The sequence below is a fragment of the Facklamia hominis CCUG 36813 genome (assembly GCF_000301035.1).
Classification (GTDB): Bacteria; Bacillota; Bacilli; order Lactobacillales; family Aerococcaceae; genus Facklamia; species Facklamia hominis.
On record NZ_JH932292.1, the window covers coordinates 1,866,614 to 1,883,361 of the forward strand.

16 protein-coding genes are annotated in these 16,748 nt (G+C 37.8%); all 16 read left to right on the plus strand.

Annotated features, from left to right (window positions below; all coding sequences use genetic code 11):
* The 16 genes from HMPREF9706_RS08670 (at nucleotide 1) to HMPREF9706_RS08745 (ending at nucleotide 16,718) form a co-directional block, all read left to right on the plus strand.
* Nucleotides 1–978, plus strand: a complete 978-nt coding sequence (locus HMPREF9706_RS08670; RefSeq protein WP_006909000.1) for an alpha-ketoacid dehydrogenase subunit beta — start codon at nucleotides 1–3, stop codon at nucleotides 976–978.
* Between the two features lie 36 nt (nucleotides 979–1,014).
* The gene (locus HMPREF9706_RS08675) at nucleotides 1,015–2,694 is read left to right on the plus strand and encodes a 2-oxo acid dehydrogenase subunit E2 (protein WP_006909001.1); all 1,680 of its coding nucleotides are present in this window, start codon (nucleotides 1,015–1,017) and stop codon (nucleotides 2,692–2,694) included.
* Nucleotides 2,695–2,701: 7 nt separating this feature from the next.
* Nucleotides 2,702–4,108, plus strand: a complete 1,407-nt coding sequence (gene lpdA / locus HMPREF9706_RS08680; RefSeq protein ID WP_006909002.1) for a dihydrolipoyl dehydrogenase — start codon at nucleotides 2,702–2,704, stop codon at nucleotides 4,106–4,108.
* A 266-nt stretch (nucleotides 4,109–4,374) separates the two neighbouring features.
* The gene (locus HMPREF9706_RS08685) at nucleotides 4,375–4,647 is read left to right on the plus strand and encodes a UPF0223 family protein (RefSeq protein ID WP_006909003.1); all 273 of its coding nucleotides are present in this window, start codon (nucleotides 4,375–4,377) and stop codon (nucleotides 4,645–4,647) included.
* 11 nt (nucleotides 4,648–4,658) lie between these two features.
* Entirely contained in the window at nucleotides 4,659–5,426 is a 768-nt protein-coding gene (locus tag HMPREF9706_RS08690) for an inositol monophosphatase family protein (protein ID WP_006909004.1), read from the plus strand.
* Nucleotides 5,427–5,446: 20 nt separating this feature from the next.
* Complete coding sequence (gene typA / locus HMPREF9706_RS08695; RefSeq protein WP_006909005.1) at nucleotides 5,447–7,273, plus strand: translational GTPase TypA; 1,827 nt, start codon at nucleotides 5,447–5,449, stop codon at nucleotides 7,271–7,273.
* Nucleotides 7,274–7,393: 120 nt separating this feature from the next.
* Entirely contained in the window at nucleotides 7,394–7,999 is a 606-nt protein-coding gene (locus HMPREF9706_RS08700; RefSeq protein ID WP_006909006.1) for a superoxide dismutase, read from the plus strand.
* Between the two features lie 289 nt (nucleotides 8,000–8,288).
* A complete protein-coding gene (locus HMPREF9706_RS08705) occupies nucleotides 8,289–9,566 on the plus strand; it encodes an FtsW/RodA/SpoVE family cell cycle protein (RefSeq protein WP_006909007.1) in 1,278 nt (425 codons plus the stop codon).
* Nucleotides 9,556–9,936 carry a YlbG family protein gene (locus HMPREF9706_RS08710; protein ID WP_006909008.1) on the plus strand — a complete coding sequence of 127 codons (381 nt, stop codon included), beginning with the start codon at nucleotides 9,556–9,558 and terminating at the stop codon, nucleotides 9,934–9,936. The genes HMPREF9706_RS08705 and HMPREF9706_RS08710 overlap by 11 nt, the downstream gene beginning before the upstream one ends.
* 14 nt (nucleotides 9,937–9,950) lie before the next feature.
* Nucleotides 9,951–10,523, plus strand: coding sequence for a 16S rRNA (guanine(966)-N(2))-methyltransferase RsmD (gene rsmD, locus HMPREF9706_RS08715; protein ID WP_006909009.1), 573 nt, complete (start codon nucleotides 9,951–9,953; stop codon nucleotides 10,521–10,523).
* Nucleotides 10,520–10,999, plus strand: coding sequence for a pantetheine-phosphate adenylyltransferase (gene coaD / locus HMPREF9706_RS08720; RefSeq protein ID WP_006909010.1), 480 nt, complete (start codon nucleotides 10,520–10,522; stop codon nucleotides 10,997–10,999). Before rsmD ends, coaD begins: the two co-directional genes overlap by 4 nt.
* Before the next feature lie 74 nt (nucleotides 11,000–11,073).
* Nucleotides 11,074–11,775: a helix-hairpin-helix domain-containing protein gene (locus tag HMPREF9706_RS08725; protein ID WP_006909011.1), complete on the plus strand. Its 702-nt coding sequence runs from the start codon at nucleotides 11,074–11,076 to the stop codon at nucleotides 11,773–11,775.
* Nucleotides 11,776–11,959: 184 nt separating this feature from the next.
* Nucleotides 11,960–14,131 carry a DNA internalization-related competence protein ComEC/Rec2 gene (locus HMPREF9706_RS08730; RefSeq protein WP_231285876.1) on the plus strand — a complete coding sequence of 724 codons (2,172 nt, stop codon included), beginning with the start codon at nucleotides 11,960–11,962 and terminating at the stop codon, nucleotides 14,129–14,131.
* 46 nt (nucleotides 14,132–14,177) lie between these two features.
* Complete coding sequence (locus tag HMPREF9706_RS08735) at nucleotides 14,178–14,648, plus strand: S-ribosylhomocysteine lyase (RefSeq protein ID WP_006909013.1); 471 nt, start codon at nucleotides 14,178–14,180, stop codon at nucleotides 14,646–14,648.
* A gap of 127 nt (nucleotides 14,649–14,775) precedes the next feature.
* The gene (locus HMPREF9706_RS08740) at nucleotides 14,776–15,579 is read left to right on the plus strand and encodes a hypothetical protein (RefSeq protein ID WP_006909014.1); all 804 of its coding nucleotides are present in this window, start codon (nucleotides 14,776–14,778) and stop codon (nucleotides 15,577–15,579) included.
* 23 nt (nucleotides 15,580–15,602) lie between these two features.
* Nucleotides 15,603–16,718, plus strand: coding sequence for an alpha/beta fold hydrolase (locus HMPREF9706_RS08745; protein ID WP_006909015.1), 1,116 nt, complete (start codon nucleotides 15,603–15,605; stop codon nucleotides 16,716–16,718).
* Nucleotides 16,719–16,748 lie beyond the last annotated feature (30 nt).

The window sequence follows — 16,748 nt, forward strand, 5'->3', positions numbered from 1 at the left end:
ATGGCTCAAATGACAATGATTAAGGCAATCACTGATGCCTTAGCCCATGAATTAAGAAATGATGACCGGACACTCGTTTTTGGTGAAGATGTTGGTAAGAATGGTGGGGTCTTCCGTGCAACGGAAGGGCTTCAAGAAGAGTTTGGTGAAGAGCGTGTCATTGATACTCCTTTAGCTGAGTCAGGAATTGCTGGTTTGGCCATTGGGTTAGCCTTAGAGGGTTTCCGTCCTATCCCAGAAATTCAATTTAATGGATTTGTGTTTGAAGCAATGGACTCAGTGGCCGGGCAAGCTGCTCGGACGCGCTATCGTATGGGCGGAACACGTCATTTACCTATCACCTTTAGAGCGCCTTTTGGTGGTGGAGTGCACACTCCAGAATTACATGCGGATTCTTTAGAGGGAATTTTAGCACAAAACCCAGGTCTTAAAGTTGTAATTCCCTCTAATCCTTATGATGCAAAGGGGCTTTTGATCTCTGCTATTCGGGATAATGATCCTGTTTATTTCTTGGAGCACATGAAGCTTTATCGTTCGTTCAGAGAAGAAGTCCCTGAAGAAGCCTATACCGTTGAAATTGGTAAAGCTAAAATTGTCGAAGAAGGAACAGACGTTACTTTAATTGCTTATGGTGCAATGGTTCAAGAGGCACAAAAAGCAGCTAAACAACTTGCTAGTGAGGGTGTGTCAGCAGAAGTTCTTGATCTACGTACGATCCAACCTCTAGATATCGAAACTATTATTGCATCTGTTGAAAAAACAGGTAAAGTGGTGATGATTCAAGAGGCTCAACGTCAAGCAGGTATTGGCAATAAAGTCATTGCTGAAATTTCTGAACGAGCAATCTTATCATTGAAAGCACCGATTGGTTTTGTGGCAGCACCAGATACAGTTTTTCCATTTGGTTTAGCTGAAAAAGACTGGATTCCTGATGCAAAGGATATCGTAGCGAAAGTAAAAGAACTCAATGAATTTTAGTCACATAGGTCAAGATGAATAAAGGAGACAAAGAGAATGGCATTCCAATTTAAGTTACCTGCTCTCGGAGAGGGCATTATGGAAGGTGAAATTGTTGCCTGGGACGTAAAAGAAGGCGATACAATTAATGAAGACGATACTCTTGTAGAGGTTCAAAATGATAAATCAGTTGAAGAATTACCTTCACCTGTTTCTGGTAAAGTAACTAAAATTTTAGTGCCTGCTGGTCAAGTAGCCAAGCTGGGACAAGTTATTGTAGAAATTGATGCTCCAGGGCATGAGTCAGATGATAATGAAGATGAAAGTACGGCGTCAACGGATCAAGAAACAAGCCAAGCATCGGCATCCACTGCCTACTTCCAATTTAAATTACCTGCCTTAGGTGAAGGGATTATGGAAGGTGAAATTGTTGCTTGGGATGTTAAAGAAGGTGATCAAATCAAAGAAGATGACACCTTAGTTGAAGTTCAAAATGATAAATCAGTTGAAGAATTACCATCGCCAGTATCAGGAACCGTTAAAAAAATACATGTACCAGCTGGTCAAGTTGCCAAATTGGGTCAAGTAATCGTTGAGATTGACTCACCTGAACATAACGGACCTGCTCAAGCTCAAGCACATGAGTTAGTTGCTAGTTTCGACGATGCGGATGCACCGGTTAACCATGTACCTGAAGACCCTCGTCCAGCGGGACAAACTACCGGATCTACATCACAAGTTAGTCTATCTGAGGAAGAATTAAGTCAAAGACGTGTCTTGGCCATGCCTTCTGTACGTAAATTAGCGCGTGACAAAGGAATTGATATTCGCTTGATTAATGGTAGTGGTAAAAATGGTCGAATTACAGCCGAAGATGTTGAGAATTTCAATCCATCAGCTAGTCCAGCCAATTCCACAGTTGAGGAAGTCAGCAATAATGAATTCCGTCAAACAATGTCGATGGATACAAGTCGGGGATCGTCAGCTTCTTCGACAAGCAAATCGACGAGTGCTTATCAATCCACTCAAGCAGATCGTCAAGAGCGTGTGGCTCTATCAGGTAACCGTGTGGCAATTGCCCAAGCAATGGTTCAATCTAAACATACAGCACCCCATGTAACCTTGTTTGACGAAGTTGAAGTGTCAAAACTTTGGGAACATCGTAAGAAATATAAGGCTATAGCTGCAGAATCCAACATAAAATTAACCTTCCTTCCATATGTTGTTAAGGCTTTAATAGCAGCTTGCAAAAAATATCCAATAATAAATGCATCAATTGATGATGAAACTAATGAAATAGTTTACAAAAACTACTATAATATAGGTATTGCAACGGATACAGAACGTGGATTATATGTACCAAATATTAAAGATGCCAATACTAAGAATATGTTCCAAATTGCTCAAGAGATCGTTGATCTTTCTGCTAAAGCCCATGAAGGAAGTTTAGTCATGTCAGAAATGACAGAAGGAAGTATTACGATTTCAAATATTGGTTCAGCGGGTGGCAAATGGTTCAGCCCAATCATTAATCATCCAGAAGTGGCCATTCTTGGGTTTGGAGCGATTGTTCAACAACCAATCGTTAATGAAGAAGGTGAATTAGCGGTAGGTCGGGTATGTAAGTTATCTTTAAGTTTTGACCATCGAATTGTAGACGGTGCAACAGCGCAACGGGCACTGAATGAAGTGAAACGTTTCTTAGCTGACCCAGAATTATTATTAATGGAAGGATAGTGATTAAATGGTAGTCGGAGATTTCGCGGTAGAATTAGATACAGTTGTTATTGGAGCTGGTCCTGGTGGATATGTTGCAGCAATTCGTGCAGCACAATTAGGTCAAAAGGTAGCAATTGTTGAGAAAGAATATTTTGGAGGTGTGTGCTTAAATGTAGGATGTATTCCTTCAAAAGCATTGATTCAAGCAGCTCACACTTATCAATTAGCAAAACATCCAGAAACCTTTGGGATTACAACGAAAGATGTTGAAGTTGACTGGGAAAAGACTCAGGACTGGAAGCAAAATTCAGTTGTACAAAAAATGACTTCTGGTGTTGAAATGTTATTGAAAAAGAATAAGGTTGAAATCATCCGTGGTGAGGCTTTCTTCTCTGATAAAGATACAATTCGTGTTGTTAATGGCGAAGAAGCTCAAACCTATACTTTCAATAATGCAATTTTAGCGACTGGTTCACGTCCTATTGAAATTAAGGGATTCCCATTCGGAGAACGCATTATCGATTCTACCGGTGGATTGAATCTTCCTCAAATTCCTAAAGATTTAGTAATTATTGGTGGAGGAATTATCGGGTCTGAATTAGGAGCTGTTTATGCTAGCTTTGGAACTAAAGTAACGATTCTTGAAGGTTCTAAACAATTTATTCCATCCTTTGAAAAGGATATGGCACGTTTAGTTGAGAAAGACTTCAAGAAAAAGGGTGCTGAAATCATCACTAAGGCTATGGCTAAAGGTGCTGAGGTTAAAGGCGACCGTGTCATTGTTACTTATGAGCATAAGGGCGAAGAAAAAACAGTTGAAGCTGACTACTGCATGGTTACAGTAGGTCGTCGCCCTAATACTGATCAAGCAAATCTTGACCTTGCAGGTATTGAATTAGATGAACATGGTAAAGTAAAAGTTGATAAACAAGGCCGGACATCCAATCCGCATATCTTTGCTATTGGGGATATTGTTCCTGGTGCGATGTTAGCTCATAAGGCTTCCTTTGAAGGAAAGGTTGCTGCTGCAGCTATCTCTGGTCGTAAAGATGAAGTTGACTATAAAGCAATGCCATCGGTATGCTATACAGATCCTGAATTAGCAGAAGCTGGATATACTAAGGATTCAGCTAAAGAAGCTGGCTTAGATGTTAAAGTTACTAAATTCCCATTTGGTGGAAATGGTCGGGCTGTAGCAATGGATTCTTATGAAGGATTTGTGAGAATTGTTTCAACGAAGGAAGACAATGTAATCGTTGGTGCGCAAATTGCTGGACCAGGTGCGTCTGACTTATTAGCAGAATTAACGATGGCCATCGAAGCGGGTATGAATGCTGAAGATATTGCTTTAACCGTTCACCCACATCCAACCTTAACAGAAGCAATTATGGATTGTGCGGAAGCTGTTTTGGGCGAACCGATTCATATGTAATTTTTAATACATAGACCTCAATTTTAATTTACTTCCCTGATAGTGGTAACCTCGTTTGAGGAAGCTACTATTGGGGGATTTTTTAATGTTTATTGGCTGTTTAAAAGGCTTCTAAAAGCGATGTTCTAGTAAATCAGATATATTGATAAGATAAAACGATTAAATTTCAATGAGGTAAGCGATTTTATTAAAAAAAGTTATCTATTATGACTTTAAATGCGTTAAGATAGTAAGTGACTGTACAAGTATAGAAAGAAGGTCTAAATATGTCTTATGCTTATCCTTTAGATTCAGACTGGACTAAAGATGAAATTATAGCTGTTGTGGAACTTTATGCAGCAGTCGAACAAGCTTATGAGCAAGGAATTAAAGTGAAGCAATTTAAAGATAAGTACGCTGCTTTTAAGCGGGTAGTATCGACTATTTCCTTGGAAAAGACCTATGATCGGGCTTTTGAGAAGCTAACCCACTATTCGATCTATGCTTGTCGCAAGAAAGCACAGGATCTAACGGATCAATCCTTATTAAAGATGCGTTAGGGGGCTAATTAGTGAATAATGAATTGCATCAAAAAGTATTAACCTGGTTAAAGACCGCCGGGAATTCATTGCTAGCTTCCCTAGAATCGGATTTAGAGGTGGAAGAAAAGACTTCCGCCAGTGATCTGGTGACTAGGATGGACAAAGAAGTAGAAGCGTATTTTTTTCGGGAAATAAAAGCCGCTTATCCGAATCATCAAGTGATTGGTGAAGAAGGTATAACTGAAGAAGTTAAGTCTACTCAAGGGACACTGTGGATCATCGATCCCATCGATGGGACACTTAATTATGTGAAACAGCATCGGTGCTTTGCAATTATGCTTGGCCTATATCATGATGGACAACCTATAGCAGGTTATATCTATGATGTTGCACAGGGTGAAATCTATCATGCCTGGGTCGGTCAGGGCGTTTATATAAATGGACAGGCCTTAACACCTTTGCCGATTAATTCTTTATCGGAATCCTTAATTATTGGCAACCTAGTTAGTTTTATGACAAACTGGTCAAATAGCCAAGCGGTCTTTGAAAAAGCCCTGGGATTACGTTATTATGGATGTTCGGCTTATGGAATTATGGCAGTGATTCGAGGGGAAGCTGGACTTTATCTTTCAAGAGAGCTTAAACCCTGGGATTTTGCAGCTGGACTCGCTATTATGACAGCGATGGGTTATCCAGTGAGTCGACCTGATGGGAGATCATTAAATATTTTAGAAGCTAGTCCGGTTATTTTTGCTCATCCAAATATCTACCAAGAAGCTCTGCAGTTAATGAACTAATAGAAATCGAGGAAATAGAAATGAATTATAGAGAAGATATACGTAATATTGCTATCATCGCCCACGTTGACCATGGTAAAACAACTTTGGTGAACGAATTATTAAAACAATCGGATACCTTGGATGAACGTGCTCAAATTGCTGACCGTGCAATGGATTCGAATGCCATTGAACGGGAGAGAGGTATTACTATTCTAGCCAAAAACACGGCCGTTCAATATAAGGGAAAACGAATTAATATTTTAGATACACCCGGACACGCGGACTTTGGTGGTGAAGTTGAGCGTATCATGAAGATGGTAGATGGGGTTATTTTAGTGGTAGATGCTTATGAAGGAACAATGCCTCAAACCCGTTTTGTATTGAAAAAAGCACTAGAAGCTGGTAAACGTCCGATGGTAGTGGTTAATAAAATTGACAAACCAGCAGCTCGCCCTGAAGAGGTTGTGGATGAGGTTTTAGAATTATTAATCGAGTTGGGAGCAGATGATGATCAGTTAGAGTTTCCGGTAGTCTATGCTTCTGCAGTGAATGGAACATCGTCGAATTCATCCAATCCTGAGGATCAAGAACCGACGATGGATTATATTTTTGATGCGGTGTTGGATTATATTCCAGCTCCGGTCGATAATTCTGATGAACCACTTCAATGTCAAGTGACCATGTTAGATTATAATGAATTTGTAGGTCGTATTGGAATTGGTCGTGTATTCCGCGGTAAGATGAAAGTGGGCGATTCGGTAACGGTTATGAAGGTTGACGGATCGAAGAAAAACTTCCGTATTACGAAGTTATACGGCTTTCTAGGATTAAATCGTGTCGAAATCTCTGAAGCGTCTGCTGGCGATTTAATTGCGGTATCTGGGATGGATGATATCTATGTAGGTGAAACCATTGCAGCGGTGGATAGTCCAGAGGCTTTACCTCTTTTACATATTGATGAACCGACACTTGAAATGAACTTTTTAACCAATAACTCACCATTTGCTGGTCGAGAAGGCAAGTATGTAACGGCCCGTAATCTGGAAGATCGATTGATGCGTGAGTTGCATACGGATGTTTCATTAAAAGTTATACCGACCGATTCACCAGATACATTTAAAGTTGCCGGTCGGGGAGAATTGCATCTATCAATTCTAATTGAAAATATGCGTCGGGAAGGTTATGAATTCCAAGTATCAAGACCACAAGTGATTGTTCGAGATATTGACGGTGTTAAGTGTGAACCTTTTGAACGGGTGCAAATTGATACACCTGAAGAGTATATGGGAAGTGTTATCGAGGCGATGGGGCATCGTCGTGGAGAAATGGCTGATATGGTTAACACGGGTAATCAACAAATGCGTCTTGTCTTTTCAGTCCCTTCTCGCGGTTTGATTGGATTTTCGACCGAATTTATGTCTTTAACTAGAGGTTACGGGATCTTAAATCATAGTTTCGATGAATACAAACCTTTTATTAACGCAGAAATTGGTCAACGTCGTAACGGAACACTAGTATCCATCGATAATGGTACAGCTACAACTTACTCCATTATGAATTTGGAGGACCGTGGAACAATTTTTGTTGAACCAGGGACGGAGGTTTATGCTGGAATGATCGTTGGTGAAAATAGCCGTGAAAATGATCTGACAGTTAATATCACTAAGGCTAAGAACTTAACCAATGTTCGCTCAGCAACAAAGGATCAAACAGCAGTGATTAAAACACCTCGCAAAATGACGCTTGAAGAATCCATTCAATTTATGGCAGATGATGAATATTGTGAAATCACTCCAGAAAACGTTCGTTTGCGTAAACGGATTTTAGATAAATCAATGCGGGCAAAAGCTAACAAAAATAAATAACTCAACTATTATGAAGCAGGTGAGCAAGTATGTTGACCTGCTTTTTTATTTGAGCAGATTTTTTGGTGCTATGGTCTAGTCATGATAAGATGTAAAAAAGGACCTAAAGGAGGAATTTATATGTCATTTAAATTACCAGAATTACCCTATGCTTATGATGCTTTAGAACCTGTGATTGATCAGGCAACCATGGAGTTTCACCATGATAAGCACCATCAAACATATGTGACAAATTTAAATAAAGCGATTGAAGGAACTAATCTTGAAAATCAATCGATCAAATCCATCATTGAGGATCTAGAGGCGGTTCCTGAATCAATTCGCATGGCTGTAAGAAATAATGGTGGTGGACATTTGAATCACACTTTATTCTGGGGAAGTCTTCAAGCACCTAAGGAAGATAATCAACCAACAGGTGACTTGGCTGAATCGATTAAGCGTGACTTTGGATCCTTTGATGCATTTAAAGATGCGTTTGCAACAGCTGCGAAAGGTCAATTTGGTTCTGGTTGGGCATGGTTAGTCAAAGACGGCGATCAACTAAGTGTTCTAGCAACCCCTAACCAAGACAATCCATTGAGCCAAGGCAAGGCTCCTTTATTAGGAATTGATGTGTGGGAACATGCTTATTATTTGAATTATCAAAATAGACGAGCTGATTATGTTCAAGCCTTCTTTGAAATTATCAATTGGGATAAAATCGCTGAACGTTTTCACGAGGCCTAGTTTTTACCAATGAATGAGATCGAGGGCTTATAAGTTTATTCATAACTATTAACCTTTAGGGCTGTGGCATTCAATTGTCACAGCCCTTTAATGATGTCTATTTTAAATGGGATTTATTTATGTTAGTTTTTTAATAGAGGATTTGAAGGGCGTAATTATTAGTTAGTGCTTGGAGATTTACCCCAATTGTGTATACTTCTTGTATTAATATTTATTCGTTTGTGCTTTCTTTTTTTCTTACTTTCTCATATGCTATAATGAGTAGGAATATAGAAGGAGGGATCTGTGATTGAATCAACCTTTCCCCAACAAAATCGGTAGTACACATACACAGGATAAGACGACTAAGTCTCGTTTTCTTCAGAGATGGCATGAATATCGGCAGATGCTTGTTTTAATGGATCCGTGGATATTAGGAACGGTCTTAATATTACTTATCATTTCTTGTTTTTTAATTTTTTCTGCTAGCTTTAATTCAAGTCCCTTAACAGTATTGTTCAAGCAGCTTATGGCGATTATCGTAGGAATATTAATGAGTGTTTGCTTAATGTTTTTTCCTCAAAAGCTTTATCGTTCTGTTTTTTGGCAAAATGTCGCCCTAACTTTATTGGTCATTATGATTTTTTATGCGACTTATTTTGGTCATGAAGCGGGTGGCGCTTCATCCTGGATTGATCTTGGCTTCTTTAATTTACAGCCTTCAGAGCTTTTGAAAATTATGACTTTATTGCTGCTAGCTCGTCTAAGTGTTGAATTTAAGCGGACGTATTTATTGAAATATGAAAAATCTGTTTTTTGGCGTGGTTATTATTCTATATTGCTTTGGGGTTTATCTATTTTTCTTATTACAAGACAACCTGATTTTGGGACAGCTTTAATTATTTTTTTAGTTTTTATTGGCGTTTTAGCGATATATCATGCTCCCTATCAAAAGAATATCAAATGGGCACTGGTCTTTTTAGGTTTCTATTTGTTCGCCTACTGGTTTTTAGATCATTTTTCAGATCAATTGATTAAATTGAACGGTCATATTTTTCAACGGTTAGGTAGTTTTACGAATCCTTTCCGGTATCAATTAGAAGATGGCTTCCAGGTGGTTAAGTCTTATCAGGCTTTTGCTAATGGAGGGCTATTTGGTAAGGGTCTAGGGCAAGGAACAGTGAAGTTAGTCTTGCCAGCTGCACATACAGACTTTATTCTCGCTGTTGCTGCGGAAGAATTTGGTTTCGTCGGAGTAAGTGTGATTACCGGATTACTTTTCTTTTTAATGGCTTATTTACTTCGCTTATCGGCGACTTTAACGATAAGATTTAACCGGGTTTTTGTTTCAGGAGTAGCTTTATTAATTTTTATTCAGTCAATGATCAATATTGGTGGACTTACGGGATTAATTCCATTGACCGGTGTGACCCTGCCTTTTATCTCATCAGGTGGGACATCCATTATTACTAATTTATTATTAGTTGCTTTAGTACAGAAATTTTATGTTGAAGAGAGATACCAGCGTTTAAAAGCGCGACAAGGAGATAATCGGTTTTATATAGGAGGGATTAAACGTGACCTTTAAGAAGATAGAACGCCAGTCACTGATCGTCAGTTGCTATAGCTTACGTCAGTGGAAACAATTAAGGAAATTTGGAATCGTCCATTATGTTTCTCAACGATTAAAATATGTTGTATTGTATATTAATAAAGATCAAACAGATAAGATTTTACCCGCTATTGAACGGCTCAATTTTGTCAGAGAAGTTGAACTTTCTTATCGTGATGATATTGATATGACGTTTAAAAATGCCATTGCTAATCGGGTTGATCCCGATGCTCAAGAAAGAGTGGTAGAGGATCCTGAACGGACAGATTATCAAGAATTCTTTAAGGAAATCGCTGAGTCTATTGATCCAAAAAAATCTGATTCAAGAAAAACAAGCAAGGAATAGAAGTGGGGGATTTGATGCGCGTCGTAGGAGGTAACTATCGGTCTAGACCCTTAAAGGCGGTACCGGGGATGAATACTCGACCAACGACCGATAAGGTGAAGGAATCGATGTTCAATGTGTTAAGTCCTTATTTATCGAGTTGTCATCTTTGCTTGGATTTTTATGCCGGTTCTGGGGCTTTGGCGATTGAAGCTGTTTCTCGTGGAGTCGATCAAGCGGTTTTGTGTGAACAAAACCATATTGCGCTTAAAACTATAGAGGAAAATTTACTCATGACTCAAGAACTTAGTAAATTTCATTTGTTAAAAGGAAATAATCGTCAGGCTTTGAATCGGTGGTTTAATGATACATCAAAAGTTTTTGATCTTGTTTTTCTAGATCCACCTTATAAGAAGGGCCGATATTTAGAAGACTTAAGATGGTTAAAGAAAGAATCGATGCTAGCTGATCAAGCCGTTATTCTTTGTGAATCGGATCAAGAACATCAATGGGATTCGGAAGTCGATGATTTTGAATGGGTAAAATCTAAAAAGTATGGGCAAAGCTATTTGAGTTTGTTAATTTATCGAGGAGATGAAGTTGAATGAAGAAAGCAATTTTTGCAGGTTCCTTTGACCCAATTACTTTGGGTCATCTCAATTTAATTGAACGAGCAACTCGTCTGTTTGATCAATTGATTCTAGTAATTGCTGTGAATCCATCTAAACAAACCCTCTTTAGCTTGCAAGAACGCCAAAAAATGGTTAAAAAAGTTATTCAAGGGTTGGATCATGTTTCCCTTGTGGTGATAGAAAATCAGTTATTGGTACAATATGCTCAACAAGTTGGTGCTAGATATATCATTCGAGGTATTCGCACAGTGGCTGATTTTGAGTATGAGCAAGCCATGTTTGCTATTAATCAAAGTCAAGCTAAAGAGATTGAAACACTTTATCTAATGGCTGATCCGACCTATCGATTTGTCTCATCTTCAGTGGTTAAAGAGATTGCCGCATATGGGGGAGATCTGTCTGAAATGGTTTTACCTCATATTGACCAAGCTTTAAAAGATAAATTTAAATAATTAGATTTTTAAAACGCAAATAGCTCCTTTGCTTGTATTTATTCATAGTAAATACTAGCAGAGGAGTTTTTTGGATGAATTATTTTCAAGAAGACTTAAAAGATAAGAAACACTGGTTCTTTCCAAGCCTTGCTGTATTCTTATTATTAATGATAGGCCTTATTGTTTTTCGTATCCTGCATCCTTCTTCCTCATCAAGTTTTGAGGAGGTATTATTACAAGAAAGATCGGAGCTAGAATCGTTAGTAACCACGGATGAAACAGAAATGCTAGAATCGACTAAGTCAGATCAAATCTATGTGGATCTAAAGGGCGAGGTGGTGAAAGAGGGGGTCTATGTGCTAGATCGTGGGGCTCGTTTATTTGATTTAATTGAGATGGCGGGTGGATTTACTGAGCAAGCGGCTAAAGATAGTCTAAATTTGGCCTTGTTGTTAGAGGATCAAAGTGTTGTTAAAGTATATAGTCTAGCTGAATGGGACTTGCTTCAATCAGAGGAAAGCAAGCAATCTGATTTAGCACTGTCTGGCTTATTCGGTGACTATCCATCTTCGTCGCTACAAAATTCAGACCAAGAAAGCGTAGTTAATATTAATCAAGCCGATCAGACTGAGTTAGAAACACTACCGAATATTGGTCCAAAAAAAGCTCAAGAGATTATTCAATATCGAGAAAATAATGGGTCTTTTCAATCGATTGAAGCGATTCAAAATGTATCTGGAATAGGACCTAAAACCTATGAATCCTTAAAAGATTTGATTACGGTGGGGTTTTAACATGTCTTTCCTTTCATCTTTACGCTTTCATTGGTGGTTCATTTTAATAGCCCAAGTCCTATTTTTGCTGAACATAATGAATCCCTATAACGGACTATATATTCTGCTTGCTGTAGTTTTGGCTTTTCGAATACTTTGTTTAAATAACAGGAAAGTTATTCTCATCATAGTATTTACCCTATTTATGACTAGTTGTTCCTATATTCAATTAGCACAAAAAACGAAGTCTCAAAAAGGAGCATTTGAATCTGAACAAGTAATTGAAGGCGTTTTGCTCTTAGACCCCAACCCTTTAACGATCAGTGAAGACGCAATCTATGGTCCAGTAGTATTAGACCTGGAGGGTAAACGGTATCCAATGAGTTTATACTATCCGATGGAAGAAGGGAAGTTAGATCTACCTAATCTGTTAAAACGATCGAGTTATAAAATAGAAGGTGAATTCAAATTAACTAGCCCCAAACCAGCAAGAAATTTTGGAATCTTTGATTACCAAAAATATTTAAGTTCGCAGGGGATAGTTTGGCAAGTCGAATGCCTAAAGCAGGTCACGATTCAACCATATCGACCTATCTTGATCGAGGATGCTCTATTTTGGGGGGCAAACCTGCGGGCTCGATTTTTTTATGTTTTTAGACGACTAGATCATCACTTTTTAGTGGCTATCCATAATAAGCTTTTATATAATTTAAATTCAATGAACTATCGTCTTTTCAAGAAAGATCTAGCGATCTTAGGGGTAATGCATTTCTTTTCGATTTCAGGATTTCACCTAGATTTTATTCGAAGAAGGGCTAAATTGACTCTTCTTCGATTGGGAATTGACCCCACGGTGGTTGAATGGGTGGTAGCTGTTTTGCTATTGATTTTCTCAACATTAATTGCTTGGCCGATTGGAGTAATTAGATCTTTTTGCTATTATTATGCCAAAAAAATTTGTCGTTATTTTTCGATGTCTCTAAGTTCTCTGGATATTTTAGCAATTTTAGCCATAATTTTATTAATTATCAATCCTATTTATCTGCTGAATCTAGGATTTGTTCTTTCATTCGTAATGTCAGCCTTAATCATATTTCATCAACAGATGGCATTGCCCACCGTTTCTGATCGCCTTGCAGGTTACGAATTAAATCTAATTTGTTTATTGTTTTCTTGGCCTCTGGTTCTTAATCAGACTTTTCAGTGGAATGGGGCACAATTTATCAGCTTGATGCTATTTGGGTTAGCCTTTGATGCGGGAGTAATGTCTGCCATGTTTGTTTTTTCAGTTTTGATCTATCTAAGTCAATTAATTCCAAAATTAATATCTGCCATTGCTTGGCTATCGACGTTTTGTAGTAAGGTTTGGAATTATTTATCATTAGCTGAACATGTGGATTATTTTTCTTATTTATTGGGGCGTGTTGCTTCTTGGCAGATTATCTTACTTCTTATTGCAGGTATCCTATTTGTTTATTATCTTCGGCAAAATAAGCGTTTGGCTTGGAGTTGGGTGTTTACAATATATGTGAGTGTTCTATATATTGGACCAAGTATGGATATGTCAACGCGGTTAACACTTATTGACGTGGGCCAAGGAGATGCGATGTTAGTTTCTTTTCCGTTTGGGGCAGGACACTGGCTTATTGATACAGGTGGACAGGCAGATTGGTATCAAAACGGTATGATCAATCGAGATTTTGCTTATAAAAATATCATTCCAGCCTTAAGAGCTCAAGGTGTAAGACGGTTGAAGGGAGTTATTATTACTCATCCTGATGTGGATCATATTGGGAATCTTTTTACATTGATTCAAGAAATACCAATTAATGACTTGTTTGTATCTGAATATACCTATGAAAGTGAACTGTGGCAGTCTTTAAGTGATAGTTTATCTGCTCAAACAAAGGTTCAAATTATCCCTGAAGGAACACAATATAGTCTATTGAAAGGTCGATTGAGGATTGAATCCTTAAAACGATCGCCTCAGTCTCAAGATCCTTCGAATGATTCTTCTTTGGTGACAACGCTTTTCTTTGGAGGTAAGACTTTTTTAAATACAGGAGATTTGACAGCTGTTCAAGAAAAAGTTTATTTAGAAATGGGAGAAGGACCAGTGATCGATGTTTTAAAACTTGGACATCATGGAAGTCGTACTTCTACAAGCTCTCTCTTTTTAACCCAGCTTCATCCCAAGATGGCTCTGATATCGGCGGGAGAAAATAATCGTTACGGACATCCACATGCAGAGGTTTTAGATCGATTAGAAGCACTTGCGATTCCCTATCTATCGACGCATCAAAAAGGAGCGATTCAATTTATTTATCATCCCTTGTGGGGGTGGCGAGTGGAATGGTGTATTAGAGATGAAACTTGACAAATATTATTGAATTCATTAAATTGAAAGAGAATGGAGGGTGTATATGGAAAAAATCGCAAGTTTTACCATTGATCATTTAAAGCTAAAACCAGGGGTGTATTTATCGCGTAAGGATCAAATTGATAATCGGGAGTTAATGACCTACGATCTAAGAATGACGGCACCGAATATTGAGCCTGTAATGAATACAGCAGAAATGCATACGATTGAACATTTATTAGCGACCTATCTGCGAAACGAAGCATCCGTTAAAAATGAAATCATTTATTTTGGACCGATGGGATGCCGTACAGGTTTTTATTTAATTGTGACTGATAAGCTACAAGGTCAAGCACTATTAGATTTATTAAAAGACGCTTTCAAATTTGTCGCGGATTATGAAGGAGATATTCCCGGAGCTACTGCTGCTGATTGTGGAAATTATTTGGATCATAATCTACCGATGGCTAAGTATTTGGCAAACAAATACCTAGCGGTTTTGGAACAAATTATGGATACTCAGTTTAACTATTAGGGAATGAGGTTGATCAATTTAACGAATTTCGTTACTTTTAATTCAGTTATTAGTTAAACTGATAGACAGTTGATTATAGGGGGTTGTTGCTTATAACAACCTCTTATTTTTATAAGGAGGGCTTAGATTGGTCATTAAGTTGGAGGGATTAGATTCATTGAAGGTTTTTCTGAACCACCCTAAAAAAGAGATTGCTTTATTAGATTCTTTATTTAAGACGAGCTTTTTTAAGCCCATGAATAAGGGAGAAATAGATAAGAGTAAAAATCAGTGGAATAATTTTAGTTATTATCTAGACTTTAGAGCCATTCAGCCAATCACTCATTTCCAATTAGGCACAAATCATATTGAAGGAGTTTGCTTTTATATGTCTGGTATCGATCAATTCGATCATCTTATAAAAAGACTGATTCAATTGAAGATTGATTACCATATTGAAAAACTCCCATTGATAGGAAAGGGACTAATATTTTTCTTGCAAGAAGGTATTAATTATTGGGTAGGAATTCACACAGATTCTGATTATCAGTCTTTAAATGGGGTTAAGGGACCAGTGGTCTTACGTTTAGCCTATTGTCGTGATTTTGTTGCAGCTCTTCAAGATTTGTTTGAAGTAGTGGTGTTGGAAGAGACTAACAACCATTATTTGTTGAGCTTTAATTCAGAAGAGCCGCATGCTGATTTACTCTTAATATCAGATCTTCAGGGACCTCAATTTGATTCTGGGGGGGTGGAATCAGCAGAATTGGTCTATACTGTTCGGCCAGATCAAAGTATGGCTCAGATTCATCAGTTTTTGAATGAAAAGTCCGTGCATCATAATTATACAGTGGGGTCGATTGGTGAGGAAAAAATAACTTTACGGTTGGGACATATATCAATGCGACTGATAGAATCGAGAGGGCATAATTTGCAAAGAAAAATGGATTAATTTAGAAACGAAAGGAGAAACAAATGAAAAAACGATATTGGCTTCTAGCAGGAATGGGTCTACTAACATATCAGGCTATTCAATTATCAAAGCGATATGCTCATCCATTAAAGAAGTTGGTTCATCAAGAACGCTTATTAAATAAAAATAAGCCTCCACTTTCATTGAATTGGATTAGAGAAGAAACTTATAATAATCAATGGCAAAATGAATTAGAGCCTTATCTTCACCAAAGAAAAACAGTTAGCGTGTTAAACTCTGGAAAACAAAAGATTCATTATTCATTTTTTCAAGCAGATAAAGCCAAAGCTGTATTTGTCTTAGTTCATGGTTTTAATGAGTATCAGGAAAAATTTTCAGAGCTAGTCTATTATCTTTTGCAAGCAAATATCTCGGTTTTAACTTATGATGCGAGAGGACACGGACTATCTAAGTGTAGAACTAAACAGACTCAAATTGATATCGAAGATTTTAGCCTTTATGAATTAGATTTATGGCAGATGGTTCAGCGTGCAGGTGAATTGACTCATTCGTCCCTACCAATTTGGTTATTGGGTCATTCAATGGGAGGGGCGGTAGTTACTGGTTTTGCTGAAAAACACGTATCAATGATTAATGGGGTGGTATTAATGTCGCCCATGCTATCGATTAGAAGTGGTAAGATGAGTTTAGGACAGATGCATATGATAGCGGATTTATTAAAGCTGATAGGAAAGGGTGATGATTATATACCAAGTACTTATGCCAAAGATAGCCAAAGTCGGTTAACATATCATGAACACAATTCATTAGATACTTCGGATGTTCGGGGAGCGTTTTATCATCAATTGAATTATAAACTCCATTCTTATCCCACTCATTCTGGCTCAATTAATTGGCTTAAGGCAGCCTTAGATTACTTACAAGTGATTAATCGACCTGAAGCTATTCAATTAATTGATGTCCCATGTCTGGTGTTTAGACCAGGTAAGGATGTATTGGTGAGTCAGGAGGGCCCTTTAAATTTAATGTACTATTTACCACATTCTTTAAATATCTTTATCCCTTATGAAAAACATGAATTACTGATGAGCGAAGATCAAACAATACAAGCGATTATTAGTCAAATTATTCGTTTTTTTGAGCATTCAAGGGGTTAATTAATCCTATTGTTCAAGGGTGAAGTAAAA